General features: G+C 68.5%; 22 protein-coding genes and 1 pseudogene. 13 read left to right on the top strand and 10 right to left on the bottom strand.

Annotated features, from left to right (window positions below):
- Positions 1-129 precede the first annotated feature (129 nt).
- From J5Y10_RS29030 to J5Y10_RS09695, 3 genes and pseudogenes are all read right to left on the bottom strand, one after another.
- Positions 130-891, bottom strand: a pseudogene (locus tag J5Y10_RS29030) (hypothetical protein); the annotation flags it as partial.
- A complete protein-coding gene (locus tag J5Y10_RS09690) occupies positions 888-1,946 on the bottom strand; it encodes a hypothetical protein (RefSeq protein ID WP_209373073.1) in 1,059 nt (352 codons plus the stop codon). The gene J5Y10_RS09690 and the pseudogene J5Y10_RS29030, both read right to left, overlap by 4 nt.
- Position 1,947: 1 nt before the next feature.
- Entirely contained in the window at positions 1,948-2,427 is a 480-nt protein-coding gene (locus tag J5Y10_RS09695) for a phage regulatory CII family protein (protein WP_209373075.1), read from the bottom strand.
- A gap of 42 nt (positions 2,428-2,469) precedes the next feature.
- Here J5Y10_RS09695 and J5Y10_RS09700 point away from each other — a divergent pair, with 42 nt between their 5' ends.
- From J5Y10_RS09700 to J5Y10_RS09710, 3 genes are read left to right on the top strand one after another with little or no spacing between them, the layout of a single operon-like run.
- Positions 2,470-2,799, top strand: a complete 330-nt coding sequence (locus tag J5Y10_RS09700; RefSeq protein ID WP_209373077.1) for a hypothetical protein — start codon at positions 2,470-2,472, stop codon at positions 2,797-2,799.
- A gap of 3 nt (positions 2,800-2,802) precedes the next feature.
- Positions 2,803-3,075 carry a hypothetical protein gene (locus tag J5Y10_RS09705; protein ID WP_209373079.1) on the top strand — a complete coding sequence of 91 codons (273 nt, stop codon included), beginning with the start codon at positions 2,803-2,805 and terminating at the stop codon, positions 3,073-3,075.
- 33 nt (positions 3,076-3,108) lie between these two features.
- Positions 3,109-3,462: a hypothetical protein gene (locus J5Y10_RS09710; RefSeq protein WP_209373081.1), complete on the top strand. Its 354-nt coding sequence runs from the start codon at positions 3,109-3,111 to the stop codon at positions 3,460-3,462.
- Between the two features lie 67 nt (positions 3,463-3,529).
- On the opposite strand, the gene J5Y10_RS28895 is transcribed toward J5Y10_RS09710, so the two are convergent.
- Positions 3,530-3,814, bottom strand: coding sequence for a carph-isopro domain-containing protein (locus J5Y10_RS28895; RefSeq protein ID WP_209373083.1), 285 nt, complete (start codon positions 3,812-3,814; stop codon positions 3,530-3,532).
- Between the two features lie 63 nt (positions 3,815-3,877).
- Between J5Y10_RS28895 and J5Y10_RS09720 the strand changes: the two genes are divergently transcribed.
- From J5Y10_RS09720 to J5Y10_RS09755, 8 genes are all read left to right on the top strand, one after another.
- Positions 3,878-4,465 (top strand): helix-turn-helix domain-containing protein, encoded by a 588-nt coding sequence (locus tag J5Y10_RS09720; protein WP_209373085.1) that lies wholly within the window; start codon positions 3,878-3,880, stop codon positions 4,463-4,465.
- Between the two features lie 49 nt (positions 4,466-4,514).
- Entirely contained in the window at positions 4,515-5,297 is a 783-nt protein-coding gene (locus J5Y10_RS27815; protein WP_245214513.1) for a BRO-N domain-containing protein, read from the top strand.
- Entirely contained in the window at positions 5,294-5,488 is a 195-nt protein-coding gene (locus tag J5Y10_RS09730; protein WP_209373087.1) for a hypothetical protein, read from the top strand. Before J5Y10_RS27815 ends, J5Y10_RS09730 begins: the two co-directional genes overlap by 4 nt.
- A 194-nt stretch (positions 5,489-5,682) precedes the next feature.
- Positions 5,683-6,579 (top strand): hypothetical protein, encoded by an 897-nt coding sequence (locus J5Y10_RS09735; RefSeq protein WP_209373089.1) that lies wholly within the window; start codon positions 5,683-5,685, stop codon positions 6,577-6,579.
- Complete coding sequence (locus tag J5Y10_RS09740) at positions 6,576-6,899, top strand: hypothetical protein (protein WP_209373091.1); 324 nt, start codon at positions 6,576-6,578, stop codon at positions 6,897-6,899. Before J5Y10_RS09735 ends, J5Y10_RS09740 begins: the two co-directional genes overlap by 4 nt.
- Positions 6,896-7,399, top strand: coding sequence for a hypothetical protein (locus J5Y10_RS09745; RefSeq protein ID WP_209373093.1), 504 nt, complete (start codon positions 6,896-6,898; stop codon positions 7,397-7,399). Before J5Y10_RS09740 ends, J5Y10_RS09745 begins: the two co-directional genes overlap by 4 nt.
- The gene (locus tag J5Y10_RS09750) at positions 7,399-7,671 is read left to right on the top strand and encodes a hypothetical protein (RefSeq protein ID WP_209373095.1); all 273 of its coding nucleotides are present in this window, start codon (positions 7,399-7,401) and stop codon (positions 7,669-7,671) included. Before J5Y10_RS09745 ends, J5Y10_RS09750 begins: the two co-directional genes overlap by 1 nt.
- Positions 7,672-7,957: 286 nt before the next feature.
- Positions 7,958-8,323 carry a hypothetical protein gene (locus J5Y10_RS09755; protein WP_209373097.1) on the top strand — a complete coding sequence of 122 codons (366 nt, stop codon included), beginning with the start codon at positions 7,958-7,960 and terminating at the stop codon, positions 8,321-8,323.
- Positions 8,324-8,394: 71 nt separating this feature from the next.
- On the opposite strand, the gene J5Y10_RS09760 is transcribed toward J5Y10_RS09755, so the two are convergent.
- Positions 8,395-8,985, bottom strand: a complete 591-nt coding sequence (locus tag J5Y10_RS09760; protein ID WP_209373099.1) for a calcium-binding protein — start codon at positions 8,983-8,985, stop codon at positions 8,395-8,397.
- Between the two features lie 157 nt (positions 8,986-9,142).
- Between J5Y10_RS09760 and J5Y10_RS09765 the strand changes: the two genes are divergently transcribed.
- Positions 9,143-9,379: a helix-turn-helix transcriptional regulator gene (locus J5Y10_RS09765; RefSeq protein ID WP_209373101.1), complete on the top strand. Its 237-nt coding sequence runs from the start codon at positions 9,143-9,145 to the stop codon at positions 9,377-9,379.
- On the opposite strand, the gene J5Y10_RS09770 is transcribed toward J5Y10_RS09765, so the two are convergent.
- Positions 9,300-10,628 (bottom strand): tyrosine-type recombinase/integrase, encoded by a 1,329-nt coding sequence (locus J5Y10_RS09770; protein ID WP_342452887.1) that lies wholly within the window; start codon positions 10,626-10,628, stop codon positions 9,300-9,302. The two genes, J5Y10_RS09765 and J5Y10_RS09770, sit on opposite strands and share 80 nt — an antisense overlap.
- Before the next feature lie 184 nt (positions 10,629-10,812).
- The gene (locus J5Y10_RS09775; RefSeq protein ID WP_209373104.1) at positions 10,813-12,087 is read right to left on the bottom strand and encodes a TAXI family TRAP transporter solute-binding subunit; all 1,275 of its coding nucleotides are present in this window, start codon (positions 12,085-12,087) and stop codon (positions 10,813-10,815) included.
- A gap of 144 nt (positions 12,088-12,231) precedes the next feature.
- Here J5Y10_RS09775 and J5Y10_RS09780 point away from each other — a divergent pair, with 144 nt between their 5' ends.
- Positions 12,232-12,594 carry a hypothetical protein gene (locus tag J5Y10_RS09780; RefSeq protein WP_209373106.1) on the top strand — a complete coding sequence of 121 codons (363 nt, stop codon included), beginning with the start codon at positions 12,232-12,234 and terminating at the stop codon, positions 12,592-12,594.
- Positions 12,595-12,635: 41 nt separating this feature from the next.
- On the opposite strand, the gene J5Y10_RS09785 is transcribed toward J5Y10_RS09780, so the two are convergent.
- The 3 genes from J5Y10_RS09785 to J5Y10_RS09795 are packed head-to-tail and all read right to left on the bottom strand — an operon-like array spanning position 12,636 to position 15,472.
- The gene (locus tag J5Y10_RS09785; RefSeq protein WP_209373108.1) at positions 12,636-13,937 is read right to left on the bottom strand and encodes a TRAP transporter large permease; all 1,302 of its coding nucleotides are present in this window, start codon (positions 13,935-13,937) and stop codon (positions 12,636-12,638) included.
- Between the two features lie 4 nt (positions 13,938-13,941).
- Positions 13,942-14,478, bottom strand: coding sequence for a TRAP transporter small permease (locus tag J5Y10_RS09790; RefSeq protein WP_209373110.1), 537 nt, complete (start codon positions 14,476-14,478; stop codon positions 13,942-13,944).
- A gap of 10 nt (positions 14,479-14,488) precedes the next feature.
- Positions 14,489-15,472, bottom strand: coding sequence for a TRAP transporter substrate-binding protein (locus tag J5Y10_RS09795; protein ID WP_209373112.1), 984 nt, complete (start codon positions 15,470-15,472; stop codon positions 14,489-14,491).
- Between the last annotated feature and the right edge of the window lie 15 nt (positions 15,473-15,487).

Genomic DNA, 15,487 nt, shown 5'->3' on the forward strand with positions numbered 1-15,487 from the left:
GTGGAGGCGCAGCACGTCGCCGGCGTCTTTGCAGCCATCCGGCCAGGTCACGTACCAGCAGCGGTGCCGGCCCAGCCGGCGCGCCATTTCTTCCCGCAGCGCCTTGCCGGGCTCGTCCATGTCGCCGGCCAGGATGTGCTTGGGGATCCGGTCCAGGCGCTCCGCGTGAGTGCCGAGGGCGAGGTAGCGCTTCTGCTCCAGGCGCTTGGGGTCGTTCTCCGCCAGCACCTTTCCGGTCGCGCCGTCCTTCAGCGTGACAACCTGGGGGTAGCCTGCCTCGTGCACCGCCATCACGTCCGGCTCGCCCTCGACCCAGATCAGCACGTCGTCAGCCGTCACCGCGTCGATGTTGAACAGGGTCGGCATCGGCGCCCTGTCCTGCATCAACTCCTTCTCGGCCGAGCGGTACTTCCGGTTCACCAGCCGCCCCTCGAACAGGTAGGGGAAGACGATCGCGGGCTTGTCCTGCCAGACGTCGCCGGACTGCCGGAAGCCCTTTGTCGTCTCGTAGACGCCGAAGAGGTCCACGGTCTCCCGTCCGATGCCGCGGGCCTGGAACCATGCGTACAGGCCCTCTGGCCGCCGCTGCTGGTCCTCCCGGTGGGGCGTGGGCTGGAGCACCTCGCGCGGCGGCTCTACCTCGCGCCGCCAAGCCCGGTCGCCATCGCGGCGGGGCAGATGCGCGCCATCCGTCCAGCCGCACTGGCCGCGGTGGCAGATCCAGACCGCGCCCTCGCCGTCGGGGTCGATGGTGACGGCCAGGCACTCCTCCCGGCTCTTGCCGCCCTCGCAGTGCGGGCACCGCATGCGCTCCGTGTGGCCGGCGGAGTAGCGCTTCAGGCGGATGCCGTGCTCGCCCAGGAGCTCGGGCAGGTTGTCGGGGGTGCTCATGCCGCCGCGTAGCTCCTGCGGGTCACGGGGTGAGGGGCGGAGCGGTTGAACTGGGCCTCGTCCCAGGCGAGGCGTTCAGGCGTCTGCAGCGTGGGCTTCGGCAGCTGCCGCACCGCGCTCGGGGGCCGGTCCCAGTACCGCTCGTCCAGGGCGCGGGCTGGCTTCGGCGGCGACGCCTGCCCACCGCGGTCGTCGTACTTGCCCTCCAGGACTTGCACGACGCTGCCGGCCTTCACCGCCCAGTCCAGGTTCGCCCGCCAGTCGCGCCCTCCGCCTCCGGTGAGGAACGTCGAGGCGACGATCCGCCGCAGGTAGGCCTCCCACTGCGCCGGGTCTCCCGCGAAGTCCTCCCGCAATCGCGCCGCGATGGCACGGCGACGCCCGTCGGTGACCTTCCGGACCGTGCCCAGGGCCGGGCCGCAGATGGTGTTCCAGGCCTCGACCGCGGACGTGACGGGGGTGGGCTCCGTGGCGGCCGTTTCCGGGGGTGGCGGTGCGGCTTCGAACCCCTCCGAGGGCGCGGGCGCGTCGCCGCCAGGCGACGAGAGCGAAGCTCTCTTTTTCTTTCTCCCTCCTCCCTCCTCCCTCTGCGAGCAGATTTCCCCACCGGTGGGGAACTGGTGGGGAACTCCGCCCACCTGATCGCCGCCGGGTTCCTCCTCATCCCCGCCTTCATCGTCGCCGAGTTCGGAACCGGTGGTGTTCCGGCCCACGTATGAGAGGAGTTCGGTGGGGATCGGGTGCGTGATCTTCGGCTTCTTGGGGCGCTGGTAGCGCTGGAAATTCCGAACCGCGCCGTACTCACGGCCCTCGCTGGTGAAGCGCCGGATGAAGTTACGACGCTCCAGTTCCGCCAGCAGGGGCTCCACCGGCACTGCGGCCGCCGGGAGAATGCGGGCCTTGAGGGTCAGCGCGCGAGCCTGAAACACGCCCTGGTCGTCCGCCTCGGTCCACAGGCCGAGAAGCAGCGGGATGGCGAGCGGCGCCTCCACGGTCAGCTCCATGAAGGCCTCGTCCGTGAAGATGCCGGGGTGGATGCTGCGGATCCGCGCCATGTCAGGCCTGCTCCACCTGGGCCGGCACGGGCGCCAGCGGGGCCTGCAGGTGCCCCAGGGCGCGCGAGGCGGCCCGGATGAGGTCCTGAAGCTCGCGGGCGATCTCCCCTCGCTCCTGCGCGTTCACCTGGCCGTCGTCGGCCATCGCCTCGGCGAAGGCCGAGAAGACGTGCCCGCTCTCGGCGCCCACCTTCGCCAGCAGCGCGGCCAGTTCACCCTCGGCGATCGGCTCGACGGCGACGATGGTGTAGCCGGCGCGGTTGGCCAGCTCCTGCGTGATCAGCGGCTCGCCGGCGATCCGCTCCAGCCGCCAAATCACGTCCACGGGCACGAAGGCGTCGTCCACGTTGAGGCTCTGGTAATTGCTGAGCTGCGCGCGCCGCACGCGGGTGCAGGCGGCCGCGGCGTCGAGGCCGCCCACCCTCTCCACCAGGGCGCGCACGAGCGTCTTGAAGGCCAGGTCGGGACTGCTCGGGCTCATGGCTGGATCGCTTCCAGGTGACGGGGTTGAGGGAGGCGCGCGATGGTCCGCCCGTCAGGCAGGGAGACGGGCGTGGTCGGTGCGGATGCGGCAGGGCGAAAGGAGGGATCGGAGCGCCGGCTGCGGATCGTGCGCGGCCCTCGGATGGACGAGGCGATGGTCGTGGCCCTCGGCATGGCGACCGTGATCGCGCTCCGCATCGTCGTCCTCGTGTTGGACGAGGCGGGTGACCTCGACGCGCAGGAGGTGGCCGACCTGCTGGTGATGGAGACGCCGATCCACGACGACGTCGCGGTGCAGACCTTCGCCCGGCTGATGGTGTCCGACCTCGTCAAGCAGATCCGCGGCGGGCCTGCCGGCGTGGTGGGCTGAGCGGTGGCGGCTCCTCCCCCGTGCCTCGTCAGCCTGGACGGCCGGCTCGCGAAGATCGGCGACGCGCTGATGGACGCGGCGGAGGTGGAGGCGCTGGCCCGCGCGCTGCTCGGGGCGCGGGCGGCGATGCTGCCGCGGCGCTTCCCGGTGCTGTTCGACGGGGTGCCGATCTTGTTGGGGGACGGGTTCTCGCACACGGTGGACGCGGAGGGGCGGCGGCTGGCCTGCGTGCACCTGCCGGGGGCGGGGTGGGTCGGGGCGGAGGTGCGAGAGTGAGAGGCGCGCACCAGGGCGCCAGGAGCCGGACCGTTGCCGATCTGCCCCTCCGCCTTCACCATACGGCCGACCGGAAATCTGAGGAGAGACGAGTTGCCTTCCCTGGAAGATCGTGTGGCCAAGCTCGAAGCGGCGATGCACGACCGAGCGGGCGAGACCTTGGCCTTGCAAACCCTTTGCGCAGCGCTGCTCACGGAACTGGCCTTGACACGCCCCGACCCACCGACCGCGCTTGCAACGATTTCAGAGACGCTGTCCGGGACGCTGTCAGGCGCGATGCAGGATGGAAAACTCCGATCTCCGGTGAGTGTGGCCGTCACGAGCGAGGTGACCAAGGCGCTCGACATGGCCGATGCAATGCTCAGGAAGCGTCTGCGGGGCGACTGAACGGCGATTGGCCGCCAAGCTCTCCGAGCCGCCAGGGCGCTGAGGGTCCGGAGTGTAGGCGCCCGCATCAGGTGGGCGCCTGGTCGGTGATGAGGGCCGGCGCCGACCGACGAGCCCAGGCCACCCGCGGCGTCGGACTTGGCAGGTCGAAGAAGTCGGCGGGGGTCAGCCGCACCGGATCGTGCAATGCCGCCCCTGCCGCGATGATCTCTGGGATGCGCCAGGAAGGCACTCGACCCTTGGACACCCAACCCCAAACGGTCGACTGTCGAAGGCCGAGTTGGCGTGCCAAGGCGTTCTGCCCACCGAAGCGAGAGACAACCGACTGCACCGCGCGTTGATGACCGCTCATGGCGGTTATTAATGCCGCGACATGCGGTTAGAGGTCAACCACGAAACTCGGTATCACTGCACCATGAAGTCAGTCGGCCGCCCTGCGCGTAAACCTCTCTCCGAACGACCAGCGTGGTCGCAGAGATTGCAAGCTGCACGGCTCAACAAGGGCCTGAGCCAAGCCGAGTTGGCATCTCAAACAGGATTGGCGCAGTCCACTATCGCCGACTACGAAGTTGGGCGGACCGAACCATCCCGTAGGGTTTTAGAAGTCATCGCCAAAGCTCTTGGCGTTGACGCTCTCGAACTCGTTTACGGCCCCTTCGATAACAGCAAGCCGAGGGAAGAGCTTTACGACCAGATCCGCTCGACCACTCCCAGCTTTGCCTACCAGGATAACTCCGACAATGATGTCGCGTACATCAAGATGAGCCATGCCCTCGCGGCAGCCTGGAAGCGGCACTTCCCTCTTTCGGTTCCCACCGGAAGCAGCCTAGCCGGCACTCAACGCTTAGTCTGGCGGATTGTCATGCAACTGCCAGACACTTTGCCGATGGATCAGCGCATCGATACTGCCTTAGCCATGTTCGAGAGCTCCTTAGGTGCTGCCGCCGATTACGCAGCGCAGAGGAAGGGTGGGAAAAACGATCAGAACGATAATAGCGGTTGAAGTTACCGGCTCGTGCGGTTAACTTGCCTCCACCAACCCGGAGGCCCGCATGGAAGCCGCGTCCGACCAGCTCACCCCCGCCCCGCTGTCCCTCGTCTTCGAGGGCGCCGAGGTCCGGGTCGTCACCATCGGGGAAGAGCCTCACTTCGTCGGCCGGGACGTGGCCGAGCGCCTGGGCTACGCCGACCCGACCAGCGCGCTGAAGCAGCACTGCAAGGGGGTGGCGAAACACCACCCCCTTCAGACGACCGGCGGGATGCAGAACCTCCGCGTCCTCTCCGAGCCCGACGTCCTCCGCCTTATCATGGGCAGCACCCTCCCTGCGGCGGAGCGCTTCGAGCGCTGGGTGTTCGAGGAGGTGCTGCCCTCCATCCGCCGCACCGGCACTTACACTGCGCCCGCCGCCTCCCGCATGCTCCGCGCCCCGGCGCTCGCCACCACGTTCAAGGCCTATCTCTCCATCGGCCGCGCGATCGGGCTGGACACGAACCAAGCCGCCCTTGCCGCCGCGCGCGCTACCCGCAACGAGGTCGGGCAGGACCCGCTGGCGGCGTTGGGCGTCACTCACCTGCTGGCGCCCCAGCAGGACGCGCTGCTGACGCCCACCGACATCGGCAAGCGCCTGGGCGGGCGGTCCGCGATACAGGCGAACAAGGCGCTGCTCGCGGGCGGTTTCCAGGCCAAGGCCGGCGACGGCGCCTGGGAACCGACGGAGCGCGGCCGCCCCTTCGCCGTGTTCTCCGACACCGGCAAGCGCCACGGCGACGGCACGCCCGTCCGCCAGCTCCGCTGGTCCGCCGGCATCGTGGCCGCGCTGGAGGCCTCGGCATGAGCGCGAACCCGAACAACGTGCCGTTCCACGCGAGCGAGATTGTGGACACCGACGACGGTAGTCAGCTGGACCGCATCCGCGTCACCGGCGGCTGGCTCTACCGCGCCATCGAGTGGAACCCGGATCACCCTGGCGCCACAACCTTCGGCGTCGCCCTCTGCTTCGTGCCTGACCCGCCGGGTCGCACCTGAGATCCCGCGCCCGGCGGGTGTTCTCCTTCGATCGGATGAGAACGACCCGGGCAAAGCGGCCGAGCTGAGAGCTACCACCCTCTCAACCCGGCCTGACCACCAGCACCCCCCTAACCACCACGCAATGAAGGCCGAGGAGCCAGATACCAATGGCTACGACGACAAATACCCGCCCGAGGGCGGAACGGGGAAGTGTGTCCGGCGCGCAGGGCTTCCGGCCTGCCCGGATGCCCAAGCAGACCGCCGCCGCGGAGCAACGCTCCGGGGACGAGATCGCGGCGATCAACGCTGAGGGCGAGATGATCGTCCTGCTCCAGCAAGCGCGCGCGATGATGCGCGCCCCGGAGCCGTGCGACCCTTTCCCGACCCTGGCCAGCCTCCTGTCGCCCAAGCCCTGGGAAGCACCGCTGCACGCCGCGGCCGGCATCCCCGCCACCTCACAGGCGGGCATCCGAGCGAAGGCCGAGACGGTGGCTGACTGGCTCGCGGGTCAGGACAGGCGCACCGGTCCCGGCTTCTCCTGTGACCGGGAGACCGCTGTCGCCTGGAGCCTCATGCGCGACATCCTCGGCGCCGACGAGCTGGCGCCCGTGCCGCCGCCACGTCGGGCCTGGACGGAGACGGACGAGCTGGCGGCAGCGGCCAGCATGCCGCCGCCCGTCGTGCTACCGGCGGTCCCCGACATCCCGTGGATGTGGAGCAACGCCGCCCACGCGATCGCGCACCTGCCGGTTCAGGGCTACCGGCTGTCGACCGCCGGCATCCTGGAAGCGCAGCGGGCGCAGGAGGCCCACAACGACATTCGCGCCCACAATCTGCTGATGGCAGCCTCCGCTGCGGTTCACGAGCAGATGCGCGAGCTGGACGTGCAGTACGCCATCAACACGGATGTTCGACCGAAGGAAGCCCCTCTGGTCCCGGGCACGCCGGAGTATCGCGAGCATCAGGCCATGCAAGTGCGCACGATGCGCGCCATCGTGCGCGGCAACCTGCGCGAGCTCCGCCGGGTGCAGAAGGAGCACGGGCTCCCGCTGCCGCCTGACGACGGTTCAGTCATGGTCCAGGTGGATGAGCCGGGGTTCGCCTCGTGAGCCGCGCCACTACCCGGCAGGTCGGAGCGTCCAGCTTCCGGCCGAGCCCCGCCGCGCGGGAGACCGCTGCTCGTCCCTCCTTCGTCATGGTGGGCGGCGAGAAGATCACGAAGCCGAGTGAGGTGGAGTTCATCTTGTTATACCGGAGCCTCCCCGAAGGACACCGGCCGGCGGCGCTCCGCTACGTCGAGAATATTGCCGGCGGCATGCCGCTCCGGGAGGCTAGCGTCACCTACTGGATGGAAGCCGGCGGCACCCGCGAGGATGCCGAGCGCGTGGCCGATGCTCTGGTGCTGCAGCATGGGAGGGCCGTGGCATGAGCCACCTCCCGAACTCGGCCGAGCTGACGAACGTCGAGAAGATCGACCAGATCATCAGCATGCTGGATGCTCTTGGCGAGGGCTATCGCATCCCGCTGCTTCGGGCCGCGCGGAACAAGGAGCTCGGCCTGCTGCTCGCGACCTATGGCGAGCCGATCCGGTCCCGCTACCTGAAGCTGCCAGGTCCGACGGTGATCGTCCTGCACGGCGATCACCCGGAGGACAACGGCCCTGCGAGCTGGCCTCAGGCGCGCAAGCTGGTCGACTGGGCGGTCTCCGCAGTGATCCACGCCACCGGCGGGCAGGCAGAGCACTACGCCCTGGTCGCGACGATGGCGCCGCTGCACGGGCGCATCCTCCTGATCGAGACGGGGTTCCACCACCACCCGGCTTGGCTGGAGCTGATCTCTAAGCGCCGGCCGAGGCTGCCGGTGCTGAACATCGTTCCGCCGCCGGGCCACCAGCATCCCGCGCCCTCCAGCCCGCAGGAGGTGCACTGATGGCGGGTCACCTCACCTGGGCGCTCAGCCTCGCCCTGCTCGTCGGCGCGCCCTACCGGGCCGCCGAACTCTTCCTGACCGCACGGCACGAGGCCCGGCTGCTGGACACCGCGGACCGCATCATCGCGGAGCTCGACGCGCTGGATGCACCCTTTGCCGACCTGGAACCGGAGGAGGAAGATGATGCGCTGGTGGAGGTGAGCGTTCAGCCGCTCACCCTTTGCCCAGACGTGGCTCGCCCGATCCGCCGGACGACGGGAGGGCGCACGTGAACCACATGCCTCCAGCCGAAAGCCTGGCGACACTTCACCCACTCGACGCTTCGCGCATGGCGAGGGCATGCCGAAATGAGGCTTATCGGCTGCGCCAGCGCATCAGCACTGGGAAGGTACCTCTCCGGCATGTGCCGGCCACAAAGGACCGGATCGCGTCCCTGGTGACAGGGGAGCATCTCCTGCATCGGCACTGCGAGTTCGCCGGCGCGCCGCCTGACCACTTCGTCAGCATCGGTGAGGCTGTCGAGCGTGTGGTCGCGTCCTTGCCCAGGGAGGTCGAGCCATGACCTTCCAGGGCACCCCGCCTGGTTTTCACGCCGAGGACATGAGCCGGCGCACGGTGGCGCTGCGCCCCACTCTGGACCTCACTCCGCTGCAGATCGAGTGCATCCGCCAGATGCGCCGGAAGAAGATGGAGGCGCCGGAGATCGCTGCCACGCTGGAGCTCGACCTGGACAAGGTTGAGCGGGCGATGCTGGCGATGCGGACGCCGAAGCCCGACCGCCGGCGCCGGAGCCTAAACGTGACCCTGGAGGCCGCAGCTTTTGTGGATAGCGAGAAGCGCCCCGGCGAGGCGGGCTGGAAGGCCGTGGACCGGCTCGTGGACGAACTGCTGACGCGACGGCGCGCGGCGGGAGGGCGGGCATGAGCTGGCCTGGATGCGTGGCCGACGGCGGAACGGGGGCGAGAGCCACCGCCCTACCGGCGCTGGCGGATTTGCTAGAGGAGTTGGATGCGTTCGACGTTGTCGAAGCGCAGCGTCTCGCCGCCGATGGAGACCTGGCCGCTAAAGGTCTGCGCTTGTCCCTGCGCGTTGGTGAAGCTGACGTTGCCGCCGCTCACCTGCATCTGCAGCCCAGGCGTGTGAACCTGGAGACCTTGCTGAACTTGCGACAGGCTCATGCCCTGGATCAGCACAATATCTCGGCCCTGTCCGCCGTCGAAGTAGTCGTTGCCGCTGCCCGGGCTCCAGGCGAAGACATCGTTCCCAGCACCGCCCAGCGCGCCATCCGCGGCGTTGTCGCCGGCGCCGCCGATGATGTCGTTTCCGTCGCCGCCCTCCATGAGATCGGAACCGGCTCCGCCGTTAAGGACGTCGTCACCAGCCTCTCCGATAAGGACGTCGTCGCCGGCGCCACCCATCAGAACGTCGTTGCCGGCGCCACCCTCTGCATAGTCGCCACCGCCGCCAGCATCCACGAAATCATTGCCATCGCCGGCGACGATGTAGTTGGCTTCGGAGCCTGTCCGGATGTCGGCGCCTCCCACAACCTTGTCGAGGTCGTCCAGGGGGAGAGGCTTGGGCGGCATGAGGGGGCTCCGGGGCGTGGTTGGTTCCAGGACCATACCGGCCTGTCAGGATCTTTGACGAGGCTGGGCATGCCGAATTCTCTGATCGACGGCGTCTATCGCTGGGCTGCTCTCGACGCTTGGCTGCGGGCCATGGGGATCGTGGGGGAGGTGCTCCATGGCTGACACAGCCGCAGATATTCTGATCCGGATCGCTGAGGTGGAGCGGCAGGTGTCCCTCACCCGTTCCGCCATCTATCGCCGGATGCGCGTGGGCACCTTTCCGCTGGCCGTGGACCTGGGCGGCGGGCAGGTCCGCTGGTGGCAGTCCGAAATCATTGCCTGGAAGCGTGAGCGGCCCCGCACCCAGCTGATGCCGCCCCCGCAAGGGCGGGCCGTGGCGGCTGAGAGATAGCTTGGATGCCGGGAACGCCCTCAGTCCCCGGCATCCCGTTCAGTAGCAAATCCGCCCAATCCTGCGCCAACTCGCGGCGCCGCGGCATGTAGGCCGCGCGGTTGTAGGCCGCCTCCACCTTGTTGCCGTGACGATGGGCCAGCATTAGGTCGATCACTTCCCGATCGTGCCGGTTGGGGTGCCGCTCGTTCATGATGGTGGAGAAGGCAGAGCGCCAGCCGTGCGGAACATGCTTCCCGCCCTGCCCGCTCTTCGCCAGCAGCTTGCCGATTGTGTCCTTGGACATGCCCTCGGCAGGCTTCCATGCATGGCGGAACACCTTGCCCCGCCGGCCGTTGACCCGCGCCACCGCTGCCAGGATTTCCACGGCCTGCCTTGATAGGGGCACTAGATGCTCGTGACGGTCGTCCTGCTCCCCCTTCATCCTCTCCTTCGGGATGCGCCAGAACGGCTCGGGCCCATCCAGCCCCTCCAGCTCCGCCCAGTCCATGCGCGTCATCTCGTTGTGCCGCACGGCGGTCAGGGCAAGGAACCGGTGGGCCAAAAAGGTCACGGCCTGCGCACCCTGCGCCTCGACAGCGCGGAGCACTCCCTGCGCTTCTGCAAGGGAAGTTGCCGCCGGCTGCCGCCCGTTGGGCTTCTTCCGCAAGGCCTTGGCAACCACTGCGGCCGGGTCGTTCTCCCCTACCCCAGCCGCGATGGCGAAGACGAAGATGGCCGAGATCCGCTGGCGAACGCGGTGCGCAATGGATACTGCCCCACGCGCCTCAACCTTCCGCAGAAGCTCCAACACCATGGGAGGGGTGATCCGGTTGATCGGCAGCTTCCCGATAGCCGGGAAGACATCGTTCTCCAGCGATGCCAGGGCATAGGTGCGGTGGAGCGGCACCCAGTGCGCCGCCTCCCGCTCGTACCAGGCGCGGCCAAACTCCTCGAAGGTGGCTGCCGCCGCATGCGTCTCGACGGCGCGCGCCACCCTCTTCTCCACGCCAGGGTCCTTGCCGTCGGCCAGCATGCGTCGGGCAGCGTCCCGGGCATCGCGTGCGGCGCGCAATCCGACTGCCGGGTAGCGGCCCAGCGCCAGCATCTTCTCCTTCCGCCCCGTCGGCGTCGGCACCTCGTAGCGGTAGCGCCAGAGCTTGGACCCGTTCGGCTCCACCTGCAGGTGCAGCCCTTGCCCGTCTGCCAGGCGGTAGGCCTTGGGCCGCTTTTCGGCGGCCCGCACTTCCTTGTCCGTCAGCCCTCCCACCCTGCCCTCCCGATACCCGGCAATCTACCCGGTTCGCCGCGCGCACTACCCGGTCCCGGTGAACCTCGATGGCACAGCCGAAGCCAAGGAAGTCAGGAAAATAGGGCTCGAATGGGCTCAGGTGAAGCTAGGTGGAACAGCCATCCGCAAAACAACCCGGCTTGCGGATGGGTAGTTCCATCGTTCAGGCCTCTGCTTTCTTTTCGCGAACGAAGGCGATGTGGCGGCGCAGCTCGTAGATCTTCTCGGCGTAGCTATCGGGCAGCTTGAGCTTCTCCGCTTCCTTGTCCAGCGCCTCGAGCTTCGCCGCCGTCTGCATGGAAAGCCCCTTGTCACTTCCCTCCTCCACCTTCCGCACCTTCTCGTAGATCGCCCAGATCTGCCGATCCATCTGCCAGGAGTAGATGGAGGGTGCGATGCGGAGCAGCGGCAGCAGCAAGGTCACTAGCGGGATGATCAGAACCCAGAGCCGGTCCACGGTCACGGCGAGCCAGAAGGGCAGGTAGCTCTGCAGGAAGCTCGGCCCGCGCTCGTAGTAGCGCTGTGCATCTTCTTGAAGCGGCACCTCGTGGTTCAGGCCGGCGGGAAAGCGTCCCTCCGCCGAGAAGAGGGTGCGGGCCTTATGGATATCCTTCAGGACCGTCATCATCAGGGCGGCAACCTGCGGGTTAAGGTCGTCCCGCGCGAGCAGCGACGCCGCGGGCGCCATCATCACGATGTCCCCTCGCGGCAGGTCCTCCTGCAGGCTCAGTCCGGCATTCGGCAGGCGCGCGGGGTTCAGGTAGGGCAGGTTCGCAGCATAGGCGTCGGCGCGGCTGGCGAAGTTCAGCAGGGTCACGCCGGGCGTCCGCATCAGCCTGTTGATCGCGTCGTTCGGCCTGGCCGAGACGAAGACGGCCGCCTGCACCTGCCCGGAGGCGAGCGCCTCTGCCGCCTCGTTCCCCGCCAGCGGATCGGCCTGGATCGCGTCCGCACCCAGACCATTCGCGGCCAGCAGCGCAAGGGCGAGGATGCGCGTGCCGCTGCCCTCAGGCCCGATGGCCACGCGCTGGCCGCGCAGCGCCTGCACGGGGCTGCCGCCGCCCTGCTGGGCGCGGATGAAGAACCAGGCCGGCTCGAAGAAAACCTGTCCGAGGGAGACGAGGCGATCCGCACCGACCGCCGGCGCGACGCCGCCCTGGACGAGCGCGAGGTCCACCTTTCCCTCCCGGAGCAGCCGGACGTTGTCGGCCGAGCCCTGGGTCGCCACCCGCTCCACCTTGAACTTCTCGGCCTCGAGCCGCCGCGCATAGGCGTCGACGGTCTCTGTGTAGACGCTCTGCGGGTTGGCGGAGACGGCGAAGCGGACCGTGCTCGGAGGGGCGGGCGAGACGAAGCGCCACGCCACGGCCAGACCTGCCAGGGTGATGACGATGACCAGCCCCCAGCTGCGGAGGAAGGCTTTGACGGATTCCCACATGCCTGCCGCAACGACGCTCCCCCACGGGGGTTGCTGCCGCGCGACGGTGCCCGGAAACCCTGTGCCGGGAAGCCACGTTGCGTTGCCGATCCGCCACGGCGGCCAACCCGGCCGGACAGCGGGATCGGATTTCAGGAGACAGACATGTCCCGCAAGTTCGCGCTTCTCGCCGCCGTCTGCGCCTTCGGGGCGGTTCTCGGCGCCGCCCCCGGCGCCTTCGCCCAGGCCCAGAGCGACATGATCCCTCCGGGCGCCCCGCTGCCGGGCGGCTCCACCCGCGCGCCGGCGATGTCGGATGGCGCCCTGTCCCCGGCCGGCCGCACGGCGGTGGGCGGCTCCGCTTCCTCCTCCATGGCGCGCCCGATGCACCGCGGTTCCCGCCAGGCCATGCGCCCGATGCGCCGTGACCGTTCTGCCTCCCGCGCCCAGGGCTCGGATGCGGCCTACATGGGCGGCGGCGCCGTCTATGAGCGCGGCGCCGACGGCTCCCTGCGCCCGGCGATGTGAGCGGGCGGGGCGCCGCGGCGATCCGCGGCGCCCCACCTTTTTCAGCGGCTCAGCAAGTAGTCCGGCAGCCAGGTTACGCTCGCCGGCCAAACGGTGATGATGGCGACCGTCACCACGAGCATCAGGAAGAAGGGCAGCGATGCCCTTGCGACCGCCGTCTGCTCCTTCCCCGTCATGGTCTGCATGACGAAGAGGTTGAAGCCCACGGGCGGCGTGATCTCCGCGATCTCCACCAGCAGCACGATGAAGATGCCGAACCACACCAGGTCGAACCCGGCCTGCTGGATCATCGGGATGACGATGGAGGTGGTGAGGACGATCATCGATGTTCCGTCGAGCGCGGTGCCCAGCAGCACGTAAACCACGGTCAGCATGGCGATGATGCCGTAGGGCCCTAATCCCATGGAGGCGACGGCGGCCGCCAGAGCTGCGGGAATCCCCGTCAGGGCCATCGCCTTCGTCAGGTAGGCGGCGCCGGCCAGGATGAACATGATCATGCAGGAAAGGCGGGTGGCGCCCGTTAGGCTGTCCCGGAAGCTTTCCCAGGTCAGGCAGCGCGTGACGGCGGCCAACAGCAGGCTGCCCAGAACGCCGAAGGCCGCCGCTTCCGTGGCCGTCGCCCAGCCGACGAACATCGTGCCGATCACGCCGACGATGAGGATCGCGCAGGGAATGAGCTGCGCGGACTGCCGCATCTTCTCCATGAACGATAGGCGCGGCTCCATCGGCGGCTGCTTCTTCGGGTTCAGCAGGGCCCAGACCGCGATGTAAAGGCTGAACAGAACCATCACGATCAGCCCGGGGATGCAGCCCGCGATGAAGACCCGGACAATCGAGACCTCCGCCGCCACCGCATAGACCACCATGATGATGGAGGGTGGGATCATGATGCCCAGCGTGCCGGAGGTAGCGAGGCTGCCGATCGCGATGTCCTCGTCGTAGCCGCGCCGCTTCAGTTCCGGCAGCGCGATCTTGGAGACGGTGGCGCAAGTGGCGGCGGAGGACCCGGAGACGGAGCCGAAGATGCCGCAGGCCAGGATGTTCACGTGCAGCAAGCGCCCGGGGATGCGCCGCACCCAGGGCGCCAACCCGTTGAACAGCTCCTCCGAAAGCTTCGTGCGGAACAGGATCTCGCCCATCCACACGAACATCGGCAGCGCCGCCAGCGTCCAGGACCCCGTCGCTTCCCAGAAGGAGGTGGCGAGGTAGGTGCCGGGCTGCGGGTGCACGAAGGTCATCGCGACGAAGCCGACGAAGGCCAGACTCATCCCGATCCAGAGGCCGCCGGCCAGGAACAGGCCCAGCAGCAGAAGAAGCAGGCCGGCGAGTTCGATCAGACCCATGTCGCTACACCTCGGCCGAGAAATCGCCGCGCGCGGCCCGGTCTTCCGCCGCGATCACGTAGTTGGGGCGCCCACCGCGCAGCACCGTCGCCAGCTCGTCCAGCACGGCGATCAGCAGGATCCCGGCGCCGGCCGGCATGGCAATCTTCGGGATCCAGAGCGGCACCGCCAGTGCCCCCTGGGCGACATCCTCGATCTCCAGGGAGAAGAGGACATCGTCCAGCGTCCAGTAAAAGGCGTAGGCACAGCCGATGGCGGCGAAAGCGAGCGCCACGATCTCGAAGATGCGGCGCGGGCCGGGGGAGAGCTTCTCGATCAGCAGCCCCACCCGGATCAGCTCCCCGCGCCGGAAGGTCAGCGCTAGGGCAAAGAAGGTGGTGGCCACGCAGAGATAGGCGCTGATGTCGTCCGCGCCGGGGAACTGCATGTTCAGGAAGCGCAGTCCCACCTGCGCCATCATCACGGCGAAAATCCCGAACAGCGACAGCGCGGCAAAGCCGGCGCTGGCCGCGTAGAGCGCGTCCAGCGCCCGCCTCAGCATGTCCCGATCCTCAGGCGCGGTAGGCTTCGATCAGCTTCTTGCCATCCTCGCCGGTCCGGGCCACCCACTCGTCCGTGATGGTGCGGCTGATGGCGGCAAGCTGCTGCTTCAGCGTGTCGCTCGGCTGCAGCACCTGCATGCCGCGAGCGCCCAGCGTGTCCGTCGTCTCCTTCTCCGCATCCCGGGACATCTGCAGCCCTCGCGTCTGCGCCGTGGCCGCCGCTTCCTTGATGGCGGCCTGCTGTGCGGCGGGAAGCGCCTCGAAGGCGCGGCGGTTCACGAAGACGGCGTTGTTCGTGTAGCTGAAGCCGACGGGGGTATAGACCTTGCAGTAGTCCCAGGCCTGGGTATCCACGCCAGTCGCCGCACTCGTCACCATGCCCTGGATGACGCCGGTCGCGAAGGCCTGCGGAACCTCGGTCGCCTGTACCAGGGTGGGGTTCGCGCCCATCAGCACGGCGAAGCGGTTGGTCATCGCGTTGAAGGTACGGAATCGCGTGCCCTTGAACACGTCCAGCGAGGTCACCGGCGCGTTGCTGTAGAAGCCGCCAGGCGGCCAGGGCACGGTGTAGAGCACCATCATGCCCTGGCGCTGGAAGCGCGCCTCCAGGTAGGGCCGGGCCAGGCGCTGCAGCTTCTGCACGTCCTCATAGTTCGGCGCCAGCACGGGAATGCCGTCCACCTCGAAGAAGGCGTCCTCGTTGCCATAGGCGGAGGTGAGGATCTCACCCATCTGCACCTGGCCGCGCTGCACGCCCGCCTTGATCTGCGCCATCGGCAGGAGGGAGGCGTTTGTGTGCAGCTGCACCTGCACCGCGTTGTTCGTGGCCTTCGCCACATCCTCCACGAAGGCCTTCACGTTCTTCGTGTGGAAGTTCGTGTCCTGGTACGGTGTGGCGAACTGCCAGCGGGCCTGAGCCTTGGCGCCGCCAGCCGTGCCGAGGGCAGCGGCGCTGGCCGTGCCGGCCGCGAGGAGGTTCCGTCGGGTGAACATGGGCCTGCTCCGCCT

The organism is Roseomonas indoligenes (genome assembly GCF_017813365.1).
GTDB classification, from domain to species: Bacteria; Pseudomonadota; Alphaproteobacteria; order Acetobacterales; family Acetobacteraceae; genus Roseomonas; species Roseomonas indoligenes.